Source organism: Dyella thiooxydans, from assembly GCF_001641285.1.
In the GTDB taxonomy this organism is placed as follows: Bacteria; Pseudomonadota; Gammaproteobacteria; order Xanthomonadales; family Rhodanobacteraceae; genus Dyella_A; species Dyella_A thiooxydans.
The window spans coordinates 1,907,490-1,924,740 of record NZ_CP014841.1; the positions used below are offsets into that span (position 1 = coordinate 1,907,490).

Sequence of the window (17,251 nt, forward strand, 5' to 3'; positions counted from 1 at the left end):
GGCAAGCAACACCTTCCTGTCGCCGCGAAAGCACGTAAATCGCGCATCCCGCTTCTCGCACGTGGGCTCACGCCAGAAAAGCGCGCCCGACCATTTCGGGAGCCATAGTGCCACCCCGCAATTAGTCTGATGATTACGAACTTTCCCATTCGGACTGATGCTTTTGCATGTGCACCTGCATCAGGCAGCGCCTGTGCATCGCGCAGGTGTGGAAAGCCTGGTCCGAAACGGCCTGCATGACGGATCGGATCGATCAATCCGCGATCCATGCGTTGTCCGCAATCGCTTTGACCGGGCAGCGCGCGCCGACATGGCATGCACGCCCCTCGCTTTCGCCGCAGGCTTGTTGGGTGCGACACAAGCCATCGGAGCGGACGTAGCGGGCGCCTCCAACGCAGGCCCGAATGTATCGGCGCTGCATGCCTGATGGACTGACTGCCATCATGCCGTGGCAGAGAAAGATGCCCCAGCCTTACTGGACATGTACGTGAGCGCCGACGCGCCCGTGATGTTTCGCCCCGCCCCCGATGCGCTCGCGACCTTCGCCCTCAAGCAGCCGGTACCACGGACGATCCTGGTTACCGCAAAACAGGACATCGTCGACGAAGTAAAACTTCCACCCGATCAGATTGGAAATCTCGACATCCACTCAGATGGCGAGGTCGGCTCGATCGACCTTCCCGCGGCGGACCGTGCAGGAGCGCCCCGCTGGCATAGCCCATGGTTCGGTCGATCCGCGCCGGCCTGAACCCAATCGACCTGGAACTGACTTCAGGACGCCTCATCCTTTGGTACGCGCGCCCTCATCCAATCCTGCGCAAAGACTTCCAGGCCCACCTTCGCCGGCACCACGAGCCCAAACGCCCGCACGAACGCATCCGCCGCCACGATGAACGCCTGCTTTGCCTGGTTCGTCGCCTGGCGTGCCTGCGCCTGCTGCTGGCGCAGCCGTACCAGGTGCGGCGACGGCGGTCCGGGGCGGACGAACTTCTGGTCGCGGCGCAGGGCATCGGCGACCTGGGTGGTGCTGACCGCGGCGCGATGCACGGCTTCCGCGGCCTTCAGCAGCGCGTGCAGCGCTTCGCGTTTCAGCGGCGTGTCGACCAGATCCGGCGGCAGGCCGGAGCTGTCGCCGGTGTCGAGGCGGGTCAGCACGTCGACGTAAGCAAAAGCCGGGAGATTGGACATTGGGCAACCGTTCTTGGGCGACGCGCCGGGCCGGAACGTCCGCTGGCATTATCCAGCTTCGGTAGACCGTGCACGGATGACGGCTGTCACTGGCGGACGAATCCCCGACACCGCAGCATGGCGACAACGAAAGGAATCGCATGAAACCCTCCGGACAAGCCGCAGGTCGAACGCGGCGACGCTTGATTGGCGTCCTGCTCATCGGTGCAGCCCTCATCGGCATACTCGCCTTTCGCCCCGATCGTGCGCTGCGGGTTGGCACTGCGGTGGTGAGCGAGGCGCTCTGCGGCGGCGTATTCGTCTCGGGCCGGGCACCGGATCGGGTTTTCGCCGAGGACATTGCCGCCAATCCGGGGCTCAAATTGATCCGGCGGCACCTGCACTACGCCATCGACTTCAAGCAGCACGCGGTCCATGCCAACTGGCTCGGCCTGTTTCGCAGCACGGCGTATTTCCAACCCGGTTACGGCTGCACGCTGGGCAGCCTGCCGGAGCACCGTCCGCCGCTCCAGCGCCCGACGGAAGCATCACCGGAACCAGCGATCGAACCCGGCTCCCCTGCCCTGCAGGCGGCGCTTGCGCGCGCGTTCGCGGAACCCTCCAGGCCGCCCTTCCGGCGCATCCACGCGATCGTGATCATGCGTGATGGCCGAATCATCGCCGAGCGCTACGCCAATGACGTGGGCGTGGACACGCCGTTGCTCGGCTTTTCGGTGAGCAAGTCGGTCACCAATGCCCTGGTCGGCATTCTCGTCCGCCAGCATCGCCTGGATGTCGAGCACCGGGCACCGGTGGCCGCGTGGGATCACGCCGACGATCCGCGCCACGCCATCACGCTCGACCAGTTGCTCCGCATGACCAGTGGACTCGATCTGACCGAGAGCGACACCGGGTTCGATCCCGTCTCGCGCATGTTGTTCCTGGAACGTGACATGGCCGGCTTCGCCGAACGGGCGAGGCTCAGGCACAAGCCCGGAGAGGTGTGGGAGTACACCAGCGGCAACACGCTGATCGCTTCCGCCATCATCCGCGACGCCGTTGGTGGCAAGGCCCAGGACGTGCTCCGCTTCGCCCGGGATGAACTGTTCAAGCCGGTCGGCATGCGCCACGTGGTGATCGAATTCGATGCGGCCGGCACGCCGATCGGTTCGACCCGCATCTACGCCTCCGCGCGCGACTGGGCACGTTTCGGCCAGCTCTACCTCGATGACGGCAAGGTGGGCGACAAGCGCATCCTGCCCCCAGGCTGGGTGGCCTACTCGACCCGGCGCACGCTGGACAGCGACTACGCGGCGGGGTTCTGGATCAACGCCAGCGACACCGCCAATGCGCGATGGCGCGTCCGTCACGGTATGCCTGCCGATACGTTCTACGCTTCGGGACTCAACGGCCAGCGCATCGTGGTGGTGCCCTCGCAGCACCTGGTGATCGCCCGCCTGGGCAGCACGATCGACCCACCCAACTACGACATGCCGGGACTGGCGCGCCTGGTCAGCGACGTGATCGCCGCGACCGGCAACACGCCTCCGGCTCCTTGAGGGAATCTCGACACTTCGGTCAAGCAAGCGAGAGTTCTAAGCGCGCCTCGATCGGGAGCGCCGGTCGTGCGCTGACTTTTGCGCGATGGAAAGCAAAGACGCTGGATGACCGGCATTCGCCTTTTTAGTGCGCCCACGGCTTTCGCCGGGATGACGAAGCTGGGAGCCATCGCCCCGACTCGGAGGCGATGGCTCTGATCGGCACAGGGCCTGCGCTCAGAACCCCGGCGGCCGCTCTCCCGCCACCGCGACCTTCGCCTCCAGCGCGCGGCCGACGCGGCCGAGCGTGCCTTCCTCGAACAGGCGGCCGACCAGGGTGACGCCGTAGGGGACGCGGTGCGGCTTGGCCAGCATGGGTTGCGGGTGGGCCGGGTTGGGCGCCCAGTCGCTGCGCACCTGGCTCACCTCGACGAAACCGGTGCGCAGGGTCAGTGAGGGCTGGCCGGTCATGTTGGAGATCACCATCATCTCGTCGCGCAGCGAAGGCACCAGCAGCAGGTCCACCTCGCCCATCACCCGCTCCATCTCCCTGGCCACCCGGCGGCGCAGGCGATCGGCCTGGACGAAGTCCACGGCGGAGAGGAAGCGCGATTCGCGGAACAGGTTCGGCCATGCGTCCGGGGTCTGCTCGCGCATCGTGTCGGCCTCGCCGGAGAGCGTCAGCTCTTCGAACGCGGCGGCGGCCTCGGCGAACAGCAGCAGGTTGAGGTCATCGTACGGCCAGTCGGGCAGCGACACCTCGGTCGGCACCAGGCCGAGCGAGCGCAGCTGCTCGAGCGCTGCGCGATCCAGATCGGTGGCCGGCGCTTCCTTCAGCCAGCCGGGCAAGTAGCCCACCTTCAGGCCCTTGATCGGGGCGCCCGCGTCGTAGTCGAAGTGCGCCGCCACGCTGGCGCTGTCGCCCGGGTCGGTGCCGTGGATGGCGTGCAGCACCAGCATGGTGTCTTCCACCGAGCGGGTGATCGGACCGAGCTTGTCCATCGTCCAGCACAGCGTCATCGCGCCGGTGCGCGGCACGCGGCCGTAGGTGGGGCGCAAGCCGGTGGTGCCGCAGCGCATGCAGGGGCTGATGATGCTGCCCTGGGTCTCGCTGCCGATGGCGAACGCCACCAGGCCGGCCGCCGTGGCCGAGGCCGGGCCGGCGCTGGAGCCGGAGGAGCCCTCCTGCGGCAACCACGGGTTCATGGTCTGGCCGCCGAACCAGATGTCGTTGAGCGCCAGCGCGCCCAGGCTGAGCTTGGCCACCAGCACCGCACCGGCTTCGTTGAGTTTGCGGGTGACCGCGCCGTCGTCCTTCGGCACGCGATGCTTGAACGGCTCGGCGCCGTAGGTGGTGGCGATGCCGGCGGTGTCGAGCAGGTCCTTCGCACCCCACGGGATGCCGTGCAGCGGGCCGCGGTACTTGCCGGCGGCGATCTCCCTGTCCGCCTGCGCGGCCTGCTTCAGCGCGTGCTCCTCGCACAGCGTGATCACGCAGCGCAGCTGCGGGTCGAAGCGCTTCAGGCGATCGAGGTAGATCTTGGTCAAGCGCGTGGACGTGAGCTTGCGCGTGCGGATCCACGCGCCGAGCTGGGCGACCGAGGCGAAGGCGATGTCCTCGTCCTTGGCCGGCAGCGGGGTCACGGCCACTTTCGACGGCATGAAGCGGTCGTGCGCGGGACCGACATGGGCGCGCCCCATCGCCGGGAACCACGTGGTAGCCGGCGCCAGCCCTTCTTCCAGCGCCACCTTGCGCGGGCCGGTGCGACGCTCCAGCAGGCCGGCGAGCGAGGTCGGCCAGTTGGCCACCGCCATGGCGCGCTGCGGCTCGGTCATCGTCACCTGCATCAGCTTTTCCGCCTCGGCGAAGGTCGCCGTGCTCAGCTTCGGCCCCACCGGCGGCGCCGTGTTGAACGCCCCCGGCGAACCGGGCGGCGGGGTCGTCGGCGTGGCCGGCGGGTTCTCGCCGGTCTGGGCGATGGCACCACCGGCCACCACGGCACCGAGCAGGCCCAGCGGTGCCTGGGTCAGGAAATCGCGACGCGTCTTCATGGTTCTCCCCCGATGCGCCCCGAGCGGGAGCGCGTTGCTGACGAATCCGGTGAGGGCCTGGGCCCCGCGTTCCGAACGTTTCGGAACGACACCCCACTGTGAACGAGCCCCCGGCGTGCGCACAACCCGACTAAGGTGAAGTGGCCGGTCGCAGCAGTTCCTTGCGACCGGTTCACGCGGCATCGGGATGGTCGCAGCCGGCCAGCGGCCCGCGGGGGGGAACGGACGCGCAAACCGCAATCCGCTACAACACCCTCGCGGATCGGTGTCGATGTCCGATCCTCCGGTTCGTCGTACGTGCAGACCACCCCAAAAGGATCTCCCATGAAATACCTCGGCCTGGCCTACTTCACCCCCGAAAAATTCGCCGCCCTGTCGCCCGACGCCGTTAAAGCCATCGTCAGCCAGTGCCCGGCGCTGGACGAGAAGATGCGCGCCACCGGCAAGGTGCTGGTCTCCGCCTCGCTGGGCGACCTGGAGCACTGGCGCACGCTGCGCCCGCGAGCCGGCAAGACGCAGATCACCGACGGCCCCTACATCGAATCGAAGGAAGTGGTCGGCGGCCTGTTCATCATCGAGGCGGACAGCCAGGAGGAAGCGCTGCGCATCGCCGCAATGCACCCGGCCGCGCAGATAGGCGAGGAAGGCGATTGGGCGGTCGAGTTGATTCCGTTGGATTTCTATCTGGTGCCGTGAGGGCCATCACCCCATACGCAGGCTTTTTGTCCGCCCTGACGGCATGAGCTCGGGAAGCGACCGGATGGACTGTCCCGGGGACGATGGCCTCACCCCGGTATCTTGCCGAGGGCGCATCGACGGCCCGCGTTGTCATCCCACGCCCCCGGAAGTCGCGGGGTGGACGATACGACATGACCAGGCGACTCTTTGACCATGCCCGAAGAACACGCCCCAAAGCCCTTTCTGGCCGGATTCACGAGCCTTCTGAAGGCCGTTGCCTTGTTCGCTCTCGGTGGGCCGCTTTGCATCTGGTTGGTGGGAGCCGGCTTGAATGTCGTATCGACGGGCACACTTCCGACAATTCAGGGCATGGCCTTGATCGCGCCTGTCTTCACCCTCGGTGCTCCGCCTGCGTCGGCTACTGGCGCCGTGGCCTGGCTGATCCGTGACCGCCTCGGGGTCTGGCCCGGGAGTGGCGTATGCGGACTGGCGGGGGCTGCGGCGGGAACCGTGCCGCTTGTCATCATGCCCCACAGCCCGCTCCCTCTATCGTCGGTCGTGGCGCTGGGGTCGGCCCCCGGTGGCATGGCCGGCATGATCTGTGGTCTTTTCTATCTTCTACTGCATCGCCGAGCAGGGAACCGGTTGGGCATGCCGCGTGATGGTCGGGATCGTCCATACAACGAACATCGCTGGTAAACCCGCTGCAAGGACCGTGACCATGCAAGACATCATCTGGAACCGCGCCTGCCTGGACTTCGGCGGCCCCTCACCGGCCGAAGGAGACCGGGCGCTGGCCGCGCTGCTGCAAGCCCACGGCCGGGTCATGAGCGGGGGTGTCGTTCACGCACTGGAATCGCTCAGTGTCGAAGAGCTCTCCGAGGCCATCGTAGGCTTTCGCTACTTCGGACTGCCGCGGGCCGCAGAGGTGCTCGCGCAGGCCTGGGACGATTCGGAAGAATGCGAGGATCGGCTGGACCGCATGTACGAAGCGGCGATCCCGGACGACGGCGCCATCGAGCTTGCCTTCCGGTTAAAGCTCACGGCCTGCCCTTCGGCTTTTGCTCCAGCATGATCGCGACCATCGTTTAAGCCAAAATCCGGCAACGCGAAACCGCCAGGCATCGGTGCCCCCAAGAATGCGGCGGAGGAAATTAAGCAGCCCGTCTTTGACCGCTACCGCCAAGCCCGATGGTGGCCACGCAAAAGCCCTTCTCGCCAGCGAGCGTTGCGCGCGGATATGGCGGCTTGGGACATAGAACGTGAAGACCTTTCGCTGGATGCGCCGGCTGGTAGTCGGATCGGCACTCTGCATGTTGCTGGCTGGTGCCGCGATCTGGTTCGCTGGCGATCTGCTTATCCATCCCGTCCCTGCGGGGATCGGACCACCGCCAAGCGATCTCCCCGCACGCCCGGTGGTATTCGGCAGCGACTCCGGCTCGATGATCCACGGCTGGTTCGTTCCCGGCCGGGGCATCGGTGCGGTGCTGCTGCTCCATGGCGTGCGCGCCAATCGCCTGAGCATGCTGGACCGTGCGCGCTTCCTGCACCAGGCGGGCTATTCGGTGTTGCTGATCGACTTCCAGGCCTCGGGTGAAAGTCCGGGCCGGGCGATCACCTTCGGCTACCTGGAAGCGCGCGACGCGCAGGCAGCCGTCGCGGAGCTGAGGAAGCTGGCGCCCGGGCAACCGATCGGCCTCATTGGCACCTCGATGGGTGGAGCCGCCGCCCTGCTGGCGCAGCCGCGGCTGCAGGTCGACGCGATGGTGCTGGAACAGGTTTACCCCACCCTGGCGCAGGCACTCGACGACCGTATGCGCTTGTATGGCGGCGTGATAGGCGCATGGCTTGAGCCGCTGCTGGCGATGACGGTGAAGCCGCATCTCGGCCTGTCCATGCAACAGATGCGCCCCATCGATCACGTCCGCAAGCTGGGCGTGCCCAAGCTGCTTGTTGCCGGTTCCGCCGATCGGCGCACCACCCTCGACGAATCGCTGGCGATGTACCGCGCCGCGGCCAGCCCCAAGCAGCTATGGGTGGTCCCCGGCGCCCGGCACATGGACCTGGACCGCTATGCGGGGCCGGCATACCGCGCGCACATCCTCGCGTTCCTGCAATTCTGGTTGCGGCATGATGGCAAGCACGCGACGAGAAACCAGGGATGAAAGCGGCCGTGACGACATCGAACAACGAAGCGGCGATGACGAGGGTCTGGGAACTCAAGAGCGACGCGGTCAATGACTACGCGCCGCTGGTCTTTGCCAGTAACGAGGAAGTCGCATCCGGGATGTTCGACACGTCCGGGACTCCGCTTGCCTGGCCAAGCCGCCCCAAGGTCGAGGTGTTTGTCGAGCCCGGGAAGAGGAAACCCAAGCCGTTGGCCGATGTCAGCGCGCTGACGCCGGGCGCACTGGCCATGAGCGACAAGGCCAAGGCGGCGATGGGACCCTTCCTGTCCGCTTTCGGCCAGTTCCTGGCCATGGACTGCGGTGAAGAAACGCGCTGGTTCTACAACGTGACGAACCTGATTCCCTGCATCGATGAGAGCCGGTCAACCAAGCGACCCAGTGGATCCATCGTGAAGGAAGCATTCTTCGAGCATGCAGTACCGGTCGAACCCGCCGTGTTCAAGGATCCGCTGACGGCGGCCGCGTCCCTCTATGTCAACGATGCAGGCAAGGCGGCCCTGGAGAAGATCGTCGCGGAGGCAGCCCTTATGGGCGTTGCTTTCGTCGAGCCGGGGCCTCCACCCAAGAAGCCTCGGCCACGGTCCTGATCGGGGAACAGGTAGCGACCCGGCCCAGTTGGATGGGCGGTTCGCCTCAGCCCTCGAGCAGCCGCCCCACATCCGCATCCTTCTCCGCCCACAGCGTGTTGATCCACGCCTGGAAGCGCTCGCGGAAGGCGGCGTCGTTCTCGTAGTCGCCGCGCAGGGCCGGGTCGATGACACGCTGGCGGATATGCACGCGGATGTCGCGCACGCGGCCGGCGATGAGGTCCATCATCGAGCCGGCGCCGTGGGCGTAGACGATGGTGACATCGACGATGGCGTGCAGGCCCTCACCCATCGCATCCAGCACGAAGGCGACGCCGCCGGCCTTGGGCCGCAGCAGGTGAGCGTACGGCGCGCCCTGGGCGTCGTGCTTGGCGCGGGTGAAGCGCGTGCCCTCGACGAAGTTCATCACCGACACCGGCATGTGGCGGAATTTCTCGCACGCCTTGCGGGTGGTCTCGCGGTCCTTGCCGGCCAGCTCGGGATGCCGGGCCAGTTCCTCGCGCGAGTGGCGCTTCATGAAGGGGAAATCCAGCGCCCACCAGGCCGGCCCGAGCAGCGGCACCCAGATCAGCTGGCTCTTGAGGAAGAATCGCAGGAACGGGATGCGGCGGTTGAACACCTTCTGCAGCACCGGGATGTCGACCCAGCTCTGGTGGTTGCACAGCACCAGGTAGTTGCCGTCGCGCTTGAGGCCTTCCAGCCCCTCCACCTGCCAGCGGGTGCGGGTGAACAGGTCGAACAGCGCGCTGTTGACGCCGATCCAGCTCTCGGCGAGCGCCACCAGCACCCGCGACATCGCCACGCGCGCGGCATGGATCGGCAGCAGCAGCTTGACGAAGGTGAGCGCGAACAACGGCAGCACGTGGACGATCGTGTTGACGATCAGCAGGGCGATGGCGAGCGGGATGCGCAGGAAGGCGGGGAGCGAGGCGAGCATAGGGTGACCGTCGTGGAATGGGTGACAGCGTAGCGCGGCGGCGGGTGGGTGGTTTGATTGGGGTCAGGTGGCGGGGCGGGGTTGGCGTGGTTACACCCGGCGCTACCGTCTCAAGCGGCCTCGGCACTTGAATCCCGGACTCCACGATTAATGCCGAAAGCCCCACGCTCGTCATCCCAGCGGAAGCTGGGATGACGGTGAGGGCCATGGAGCTCGAGAGAACCCGGAGCATCCGGCGAAGCGGACGCCGAACCCCAGCCCCCTCACATCAAAAGCTTGCGCACCTTCCCCAGCGCCTCGATGAACGCATCCACTTCCTCGCGCGTGTTGTAGAACGCCAGCGAGGCGCGCAGCGTGGCGGGGACGCCGAAGAACTGCATCAGCGGGTGGGCGCAGTGGTGGCCCGAGCGCACGGCCACGCCCTGCAGGTCGAGCAGGGTGGCCAGATCCGTTGCCTGGGCGCCGTCGACCAGGAACGAGATCACCGGCTCCTTCTCCGCCGCCTCGCCGAAGATGCGCACGCCGGGCACCTCGCGCAGGCGCTCGGTGGCGTAGGCCAGCAGCTGTTGCTCGTGGGCGTGGATCGCCTCGAAACCGAGCGACTGGTAATAGTCGATCGCCGCACTGAGGCCGACGAAGCCGGCGATGTTCGGCGTGCCGGCCTCGAACTTGTGCGGCGGCTCGGCGAAGGTGGTGCCGTCGAAGCGCACCTCGCGGATCATCTCGCCGCCGCCGAAGAACGGCGGCATCGCGGCCAGGTGTTCCTTCTTCGCCCACAGTGCACCGGTGCCGGTGGGCGAGAGCATCTTGTGGCCGGTGAGCGCGTAGAAATCGCAGCCCAGCGCCTGCACGTCGACCGGGCGATGCGGCACCGCCTGCGAGCCGTCGACCAGCAGCGGGATGCCGCGCTTGCGGCACTCGCGGGCGATCTCGCGGATGGGGTTCACCGTGCCGAGCACGTTGGAGACGTGGGTGACGCAGGCCAGCTTCACCTCCGGCGTGAGCAGCTCGACGAAGCGCTCGACGATCAGCTCGCCGCGCTCGTTGATCGGCGCGGCCTTCACGGTGGCGCCGGCGCGTTGGGCCACCAGCTGCCACGGCACGATGTTGGCGTGGTGCTCCATCACCGTGGTGAGGATCGCGTCGCCCGGTTGCAGGCGCGGCAGCGCGAAGCTGTAGGCGACCAGGTTGGTGGCCTGGGTGGTGCCGGAGGTGAGCACCAGCTCATTGCGCGACGTGGCATTGATGAAGGCGGCGAGCTTGTCGCGCGCGCCTTCGTAGGCGCTGGTCGCCTCCTCGCCGAGGAAGTGCACGGCGCGCGAGACGTTGGCGTTGTATTCGCGGTAGTAGCGGTCCACCGCCTCGATCACCGCCGCCGGCTTCTGGCTGGTGTTGGCGTTGTCGAAGTACACCAGCGACTTGCCGTGCACCGAGCGCGACAGCAGCGGGAAATCGGCGCGGATGCGCTGGACGTCGAGAGCGGCCGCGCTGGTTTGCATGTTCATCTCCAAAATCCTGTCATGGCCGCCCTGTAGGAGCGCACCCTGTGCGCGAACGCCCTTTGCTTGGAACACCAGAAGCGGTCGCGCACAGGGTGCGCTCCTACGGGTTCTTTCGCATTACGCGGGAAGCCTCGCCTCCAGCAGGCTGGCGAGATGCTCGCGCAGCGCCTCGTTCGGCAGGTCGTCCAGCACGGCGCGGCAGAACGCGGCGGTGAGCATGGCGCGCGCCTGCGCCTCGGGAATGCCGCGCGAGCGCAGGTAGAACAGCGCGCGCGGATCGAGCTGGCCGACGGTGGCGCCGTGCGCAGCCTTCACCTCATCGGCGTGGATCTCCAGCTCGGGCTTGGTGTCGATCTCGGCGTTGGCGGACAGCAGCAGGTTCTTGTTGCTGAGGCTGGCGTCGGTGCCGTCGGCACCCGGCGCCACGTAGATCGCGCCACGGAACACGCCGCGCGCGCGGCCGTCGGCGACGCCGCGCCACAGGGCCTCGGACGAGGAGTTGCGCGCGGTATGGCGCACCAGCATCTGCGTGTCCGCATGCTGGCGACCATGCAGCACGAAGGCGCCGCGCGTTTCCAGCCGCGCGCCATCGCCGGTCACGTCGGCCTGCAGTTCGTGGCGGCTCAGCGCACCGCCCAGCTCCAGCGCGTGCAGGGTGGCATGCGCACCGGCGCGCAGCTGCATGCCGGTGCGACGCACCAGCACGCTGCCCTCGGCGGCCGACTGCAGGATCACGTGCTGCAGCCGCGCCCGCTCGCCCAGCGAGATATCGGTGACCGCGGTGCCCAGGTGGGCATGCTCGCCGTGGCCCAGGTGATGCTCGACGAGGATGAGCGAAGCGCCCTCGCCCAGCTCGATCACCTGGCGCAGGTGCCACATCGCGTCGCCTTCGGACGCCGCGCCGACGAGGCACAGGTGCACCGGCACCTCGATCCGCGCGCCCGGCGCCACGCGCAGCACCACGCCCTCGGCGGCGAAGGCCGCGTTGAGCTGGGCGAACGCGTCGCCGGCCTCGCGGTAGGCGCGCGCCAGCGCGAAGCGCAATGGCTCGGCGTCGGTGGCCAACGCCTGCGACAGCAGCTGCAGGCTCAGGCCGGCCGGCAACGCGTCCAACGCGGAGAGATCGGCGCGCAGCGCGCCGTTGACGAACACCAGGCGCGGGCCGTCGACACCCGGCAGCGCCAGTGCCGCTGCATCGATCGCCCGCGTGGCGGCCGCCGCATCGCCGATGGCGTAGCGGCGCTGGCCCAGCGCGCGCAGCGCGGTGTACTTGAATGCTTCCACGCGCGTGTCCGGCAGGCCGGCGGCGAGGAAGGCGTCGAGGTTCTCGCGGCGCGCCGCGTCCAGCCAGGCGATGCCGCTGACCGGCAGCGCCGCCTCGCGCTGCGCCTCGACGAACGGAACGAGGGCCGCGGCCTGGCTCATGCCGAGGCTCCGGCCGGTTCGTCGCGCAGCCAGGCGTAGCCCTGCGCCTCGAGCTTGAGCGCCAGACTCTTGTCGCCGCTCTCCACGATGCGGCCGTCGGCCAGCACGTGCACGAAGTCCGGCTGGATGTAGTCGAGCAGGCGCTGGTAGTGGGTGATCATCAGCACCGCGCGCTCGGGCGAGCGCTGCGCGTTGACGCCGGCGGCGACCTGCTTGAGCGCGTCGATGTCCAGCCCCGAGTCGGTCTCGTCGAGGATCGCCAGCTTCGGCTCCAGCACCGCCATTTGGAAGATCTCGTTGCGCTTCTTCTCGCCGCCGGAGAAGCCCTCGTTGACGGCGCGATGCAGCAGCTCGTCGGAGATCTGCATGTCCTTGAGCTTCTCGCGCACGAGCTTGAGGAAGGCCATGGAATCCAGTTCCTTCTCGCCGCGCGCCTTGCGCTGCGCGTTGAGCGCGGTGCGCAGGAAGTAGGTGTTGTTCACGCCGGGGATTTCCACCGGGTACTGGAACGCCAGGAACACGCCGGCGGCGGCGCGCGCTTCCGGCTCCATCGCCAGCAGGTCGACACCGTTGAAGCTGACCGAGCCTGCGGTGACCTCGTAGCCCTCGCGCCCGGACAGCACGTTGCCCAGGGTGGACTTGCCGGCGCCGTTCGGGCCCATGATGGCGTGCACCTCGCCCGGCTTCACGGTGAGGCTGAGGCCCTTGAGGATTTCCTTGCCTTCGACGCGGGCGTGGAGGTTTTCGATGATCAGCATGGCTTGGGTTTTCGCAGTAATGGCGTCAGGGCGTATGGGGGACGACGAACGGGTGGCTGACCAGGTCGGCGCAGGGCGCGCTGTCCTGTTCGCCGTAGGCGTCGCCGCGCAGGTAGTCGCACAGACGGGCGGTTCGTTCGCGTTCGAGACTGGCCTGGTAGAGCGCGTAGGCCGCCGGATAGGCGGTGCCGCGATCGGGGCCTTGGGAATTGGCGAAGCGGGCGGCGAGGTCCGCATCGCGATAGCTCAGCCAGGCCCGCTGTGCCTTGCGCAGCTTCGCGATCATCTCCGGATACGCGGCCCACTTCTTGAGCACGGCCCGGTAGGTCGCGTTGAGCTCCTTGTCGGCGGTCCCACTGACCTGGCCGGCGCACCGGGTCATGTCGTACTGGGTGGTGGCCTTGGCGCAGAACTGCGCCACCACTGCGCCATCGGCCGGCGGCTGGTCGGCGTGAACCGGGGCGCACAGCAGGCCGGCAAGGACGAGCAGCGCGGCAAGTGCGACATACCTCATCCGACCGCTCCTTCCAGCGACACCTCCAGCAGTTTCTTCGCCTCCACCGCGAATTCCATCGGCAGCTCGCGGAAGACCTGCTTGCAGAAGCCGTCGACGATCATCGACACGGCGTCTTCCTCGCCGATGCCGCGGCTGCGGCAGTAGAACAACTGGTCGTCGGAGATCTTCGACGTCGTCGCCTCGTGCTCGACGATGGCGGTCGGGTTCTTCACTTCCATGTAGGGGAAGGTGTGCGCGCCGCACTGCTTGCCGATCAAGAGGCTGTCGCACTGGGTGTAGTTGCGCGCGTTCTCGGCGCCCTTCTCCACCTTCACCAGGCCGCGGTAGCTGTTGGAGCTTCGGCCGGCGGAGATGCCCTTGGAGACGATCTTCGACTTGGTGTCGCGGCCGAGGTGGATCATCTTGGTGCCGGTGTCGGCCTGCTGGTGGTGATGGGTCAGCGCGACGGAGTAGAACTCGCCGACCGCGCGGTCGCCACGCAGCAAGCAGCTGGGGTATTTCCAGGTGATCGCCGAGCCGGTTTCGACCTGGGTCCAGCTGATCTTGGAGTCGTGGCCACGGCAGTCGCCGCGCTTGGTGACGAAGTTGTAGATGCCGCCGACGCCGTTCTCGTCGCCGGGGTACCAGTTCTGCACGGTGGAGTACTTGATGGTGGCGCGCTCCAGCGCGACCAGCTCCACCACCGCGGCGTGCAGCTGGTTCTCGTCGCGCTGCGGCGCGGTGCAGCCTTCCAGGTAGGAGACGTGGGCGTCGTCCTCGCAGATGATCAGCGTGCGCTCGAACTGCCCGGTGTTCATCGCGTTGATGCGGAAGTACGTGCTGAGCTCCATCGGGCAGCGCACGCCCTTGGGCACGAACACGAACGAGCCGTCGGAGAACACCGCCGAGTTGAGGGCGGCGAAGTAGTTGTCGCCCACCGGCACCACGGAGCCGAGGTACTGCTGCACCAGCTCGGGATGCTCGCGGATCGCCTCGCTGATCGAGCAGAAGATCACGCCGGCCTCGGCCAGTTCCTTGCGGAAGGTGGTGCCGACCGAGACCGAGTCGAACACCGCGTCCACCGCCACGCCGGCCAGCTTGGCGCGCTCGTGTAGCGGCACGCCGAGCTTCTCGTAGGTTTCCAGCAGTTTGGGGTCGACCTCGTCCAGCGACTTCGGTGCCTTTTTCGGCGCGGCGTAGTAGCTGATCGCCTGGTAGTCCACCGCCGGCACCTTGAGCTTGGCCCAGTCCGGCGTCGGCATGGTGAGCCAGTGGCGGTAGGCCTTCAGGCGCCACTCGGTCATCCACTCCGGCTCGCCCTTGCGCGCGGACAGCGCGCGCACGACGTCCTCGTTCAGGCCCGGCGGCAGGTAGTCGGTCTCGATGTCGGTGACGAAGCCGGCGGCGTAGCGACGGCCGAGCGCCTCGATGACCTCGGCGTTCTCCACCGGCGCGGTGGTCTCGGTGTGTTCGCTGCTCATGCGGTGGTCCTGCCCTTGATCTCGCTGATGGCGATGGTCGCCAGCGCCGGCGTGGCCGGCGGTCGAAGCATGTCGGCCAGGCTCACGCCGCGCAGGGCGTCGTCGAGCACCTGGTTGATCCGCCGCCAGCTGCCGCGCACGCCGCACTGCGACTCGCGCTCGCACTGGCCGTCGGTGCCGCACTCGGTCATGCCGATGCGCCCTTCCATCGCCTCGACGATCTCGCCCAGGTTGATCTCGCCGGCCGGGCGCGCGAGGCGATAGCCGCCGTTGACGCCGCGGAACGACTCGACCAGGCCGGCGTGCCCGAGCGACTTCAGCAGCTTGCTCACCGTCGGCAGCTCCAGATGCGCCTCGTCGGCGATCTGCGCCGTGCTGAGCACGTCGTCGGGATGCGCGGCGATGCAGGTCATCACCACGGTGGCGTAATCGGTGAGGCGGCTGACGCGGAGCATGACGGGGGGATTCCGACAAATCAGACCAAAATGGTACGGATTAAGGCCGCAACGGTCAATCCGGACACGTCGTCGCAATCCCGATTGCACCATGTGCGGGCAAAGCTTCGCACCGCTTCCGAGCGCAGCGAGCCCGACCACACCCCCATAGGGCCGCTCATGCCAGGCGAAAGCGCCGTTTCCCGGCATCGGCCGTGGGACGACGAGCACTGGCACGCAATCTGCTGTGCTGCAACAGAACCAGTCGCGAGGGGAAGCGCACGTCATGAAGTGGATTACCGCCATCATCAAACCGTTCAAGCTCGACGAAGTGCGCGAGGCGCTGGCCGAGGCCGGCGTGCAGGGGATGACCGTGACCGAGGTGAAGGGCTTCGGCCGCCAGCACGGCCACACCGAGCTTTACCGCGGCGCCGAGTACGTGGTGGACTTCCTGCCCAAGCTGAAGATCGAGATCGCCGTCGCCGACGACCAGGCCGAGCGCGCGATCGAGGCGATCGGCACCGCCGCCCGCACCGGCAAGGTCGGCGACGGCAAGATCATGGTGTTCGACCTCGAGCAGGTGATCCGCATCCGCACGCAGGAGGTCGACGCCGATGCGCTCTGACCGCCTGCTCGCCCTGCGCCGCCCGGCGGCGTTCCTCGGCGGCCTGCTGTTCGCCCTCCCCGTCTTCGCGCAGGGCGCCACGCCCAAGCTCGACAGCGGCGACACCGCCTGGATGCTGACCGCCTCCATGCTGGTGCTGCTGATGACGATTCCCGGCCTGGCGCTGTTCTACGGCGGCATGGTGCGCGCCAAGAACCTGCTGTCGGTGTTGATGCAGTGCTTCGCGATCACCGCGCTGGTGACCGTGCTGTGGATGGTCTACGGCTACTCGCTGGCGTTCAGCACCGAGGGCATGCACGCCGGCCAGGTCGACCTGCACTCCATCGTCGGCGGGCTGGACCGCTTCATGCTCGCCGGGCTCAAGCCCGACTCGCTGTACAACACGGTGCCGGAAAGCGTGTTCGTGATGTTCCAGCTCACGTTCGCGATCATCACACCGGCGCTGATCATCGGCGCCTTCGCCGAACGCATGAAGTTCAGCGCGCTGCTGTGGTTCAGCGGGCTGTGGCTGACCTTCGTCTACCTGCCGATGGCGCACATGGTGTGGGGCGGCCCCGGCTCGCTGCTGGGCGACCTCGGCGTGCTGGACTTCGCCGGTGGCACCGTGGTGCACATCAACGCCGGCATCGCCGGCCTGGTGGCGTGCCTGGTGATCGGCAAGCGCAAGGGCTACCCGACTACGCCGATGCCGCCGCACAACCTGGGTTACACGGTGATCGGCGCCAGCCTGCTGTGGTTGGGCTGGTTCGGCTTCAACGCCGGCTCGGCGGTGGCCTCCAACGGCAGTGCTGGCATGGCCATGCTGGTGACCCAGATCGCCACCGCCGGCGCGGTGATCGGCTGGACCGCGGTGGAGTGGCTCGTGCACAAGCGGCCCAGCGTGCTCGGCGCGGTGTCCGGCGCGGTGGCCGGGCTGGTCGCGGTGACGCCGGCCTCGGGCACCTGCGGCCCCGGCGGCGCGCTGGTACTGGGCCTGATCGCCGGCGCGGTGTGCTTCTTCACCGCGACCAAGCTGAAGAACAAGCTGGGCTACGACGACTCGCTGGACGTGTTCGGCGTGCACGCCATTGCCGGCATCATCGGCGGCCTGCTCACCGGCCCGCTGGCGGCGGCGACGCTGGGCGGCTTCGGCAATGTCACTTCACTGGGCGGCCAGCTGTGGATCCAGGCCAAGGGCGTGGGCTTCACCATCGTGTGGAGTGCGGTGCTGAGCTACGCGATCCTGAAGATCCTGGACATCGCCATCGGCCTGCGCGTGGATGCCGAGCAGGAGCAGATCGGCCTGGATCTCTCGCAGCACGAAGAGAAGGGTTACAACTTCTGATCGATCCGATGCTGGGCGGCCGGGCGGCCGCCCAGCATCGGCCGGATGCTTCGGACAC

Annotated in this window: 18 protein-coding genes; 8 read left to right on the forward strand and 10 right to left on the reverse strand. The window is 67.6% G+C overall.

What is annotated here, in order from left to right:
- Positions 1-487: 487 nt before the first annotated feature.
- Positions 488-748: a hypothetical protein gene (locus ATSB10_RS19340; protein ID WP_157469171.1), complete on the forward strand. Its 261-nt coding sequence runs from the start codon at positions 488-490 to the stop codon at positions 746-748.
- A gap of 23 nt (positions 749-771) precedes the next feature.
- Here ATSB10_RS19340 and ATSB10_RS08645 read toward each other — a convergent pair whose 3' ends face one another.
- Together ATSB10_RS08645 and ATSB10_RS19695 are read right to left on the reverse strand one after the other, a co-directional pair.
- A complete protein-coding gene (locus ATSB10_RS08645) occupies positions 772-1,188 on the reverse strand; it encodes a hypothetical protein (protein ID WP_063672145.1) in 417 nt (138 codons plus the stop codon).
- 86 nt (positions 1,189-1,274) lie between these two features.
- Complete coding sequence (locus ATSB10_RS19695; protein WP_236886532.1) at positions 1,275-1,604, reverse strand: hypothetical protein; 330 nt, start codon at positions 1,602-1,604, stop codon at positions 1,275-1,277.
- A gap of 222 nt (positions 1,605-1,826) precedes the next feature.
- On the opposite strand from ATSB10_RS19695, the gene ATSB10_RS19700 reads away from it, so the two are divergent.
- Positions 1,827-2,726, forward strand: a complete 900-nt coding sequence (locus ATSB10_RS19700) for a serine hydrolase domain-containing protein (protein WP_236886533.1) — start codon at positions 1,827-1,829, stop codon at positions 2,724-2,726.
- Positions 2,727-2,942: 216 nt separating this feature from the next.
- Here the strand turns inward: ATSB10_RS19700 and ATSB10_RS08655 are convergent, their stop codons facing one another.
- Complete coding sequence (locus tag ATSB10_RS08655) at positions 2,943-4,757, reverse strand: amidase (protein WP_063672149.1); 1,815 nt, start codon at positions 4,755-4,757, stop codon at positions 2,943-2,945.
- A 324-nt stretch (positions 4,758-5,081) separates the two neighbouring features.
- Between ATSB10_RS08655 and ATSB10_RS08660 the strand changes: the two genes are divergently transcribed.
- The 4 genes from ATSB10_RS08660 (at position 5,082) to ATSB10_RS08675 (ending at position 8,211) form a co-directional block, all read left to right on the forward strand.
- Positions 5,082-5,453, forward strand: coding sequence for a YciI family protein (locus tag ATSB10_RS08660; protein WP_063672151.1), 372 nt, complete (start codon positions 5,082-5,084; stop codon positions 5,451-5,453).
- A 703-nt stretch (positions 5,454-6,156) separates the two neighbouring features.
- Positions 6,157-6,510 carry a DMP19 family protein gene (locus ATSB10_RS08665; RefSeq protein WP_063672153.1) on the forward strand — a complete coding sequence of 118 codons (354 nt, stop codon included), beginning with the start codon at positions 6,157-6,159 and terminating at the stop codon, positions 6,508-6,510.
- A 187-nt stretch (positions 6,511-6,697) separates the two neighbouring features.
- Positions 6,698-7,600, forward strand: coding sequence for an alpha/beta hydrolase (locus ATSB10_RS08670; protein ID WP_083966153.1), 903 nt, complete (start codon positions 6,698-6,700; stop codon positions 7,598-7,600).
- Entirely contained in the window at positions 7,597-8,211 is a 615-nt protein-coding gene (locus tag ATSB10_RS08675) for a hypothetical protein (protein WP_236886534.1), read from the forward strand. Before ATSB10_RS08670 ends, ATSB10_RS08675 begins: the two co-directional genes overlap by 4 nt.
- 46 nt (positions 8,212-8,257) lie before the next feature.
- Here the strand turns inward: ATSB10_RS08675 and ATSB10_RS08680 are convergent, their stop codons facing one another.
- The 7 genes from ATSB10_RS08680 to ATSB10_RS08710 form a co-directional block, all read right to left on the reverse strand.
- A complete protein-coding gene (locus tag ATSB10_RS08680) occupies positions 8,258-9,148 on the reverse strand; it encodes an acyltransferase (RefSeq protein ID WP_063672157.1) in 891 nt (296 codons plus the stop codon).
- A gap of 263 nt (positions 9,149-9,411) precedes the next feature.
- The gene (locus tag ATSB10_RS08685; RefSeq protein ID WP_063672159.1) at positions 9,412-10,653 is read right to left on the reverse strand and encodes a cysteine desulfurase; all 1,242 of its coding nucleotides are present in this window, start codon (positions 10,651-10,653) and stop codon (positions 9,412-9,414) included.
- Positions 10,654-10,767: 114 nt separating this feature from the next.
- A complete protein-coding gene (gene sufD, locus ATSB10_RS08690) occupies positions 10,768-12,075 on the reverse strand; it encodes a Fe-S cluster assembly protein SufD (RefSeq protein ID WP_063672161.1) in 1,308 nt (435 codons plus the stop codon).
- Entirely contained in the window at positions 12,072-12,833 is a 762-nt protein-coding gene (sufC, locus tag ATSB10_RS08695; RefSeq protein WP_063672163.1) for a Fe-S cluster assembly ATPase SufC, read from the reverse strand. Before sufC ends, sufD begins: the two co-directional genes overlap by 4 nt.
- Before the next feature lie 25 nt (positions 12,834-12,858).
- Positions 12,859-13,347 (reverse strand): lysozyme inhibitor LprI family protein, encoded by a 489-nt coding sequence (locus ATSB10_RS08700; RefSeq protein ID WP_063672165.1) that lies wholly within the window; start codon positions 13,345-13,347, stop codon positions 12,859-12,861.
- Positions 13,344-14,810, reverse strand: coding sequence for a Fe-S cluster assembly protein SufB (gene sufB / locus ATSB10_RS08705; RefSeq protein ID WP_063672166.1), 1,467 nt, complete (start codon positions 14,808-14,810; stop codon positions 13,344-13,346). Before sufB ends, ATSB10_RS08700 begins: the two co-directional genes overlap by 4 nt.
- Entirely contained in the window at positions 14,807-15,265 is a 459-nt protein-coding gene (locus tag ATSB10_RS08710; RefSeq protein WP_063672168.1) for an SUF system Fe-S cluster assembly regulator, read from the reverse strand. Before ATSB10_RS08710 ends, sufB begins: the two co-directional genes overlap by 4 nt.
- A 265-nt stretch (positions 15,266-15,530) precedes the next feature.
- Between ATSB10_RS08710 and ATSB10_RS08715 the strand changes: the two genes are divergently transcribed.
- Positions 15,531-15,869 carry a P-II family nitrogen regulator gene (locus tag ATSB10_RS08715; RefSeq protein WP_063672170.1) on the forward strand — a complete coding sequence of 113 codons (339 nt, stop codon included), beginning with the start codon at positions 15,531-15,533 and terminating at the stop codon, positions 15,867-15,869.
- Positions 15,859-17,193 carry an ammonium transporter gene (locus ATSB10_RS08720; protein WP_063672172.1) on the forward strand — a complete coding sequence of 445 codons (1,335 nt, stop codon included), beginning with the start codon at positions 15,859-15,861 and terminating at the stop codon, positions 17,191-17,193. Before ATSB10_RS08715 ends, ATSB10_RS08720 begins: the two co-directional genes overlap by 11 nt.
- The last annotated feature ends 58 nt before the right edge of the window (positions 17,194-17,251 follow it).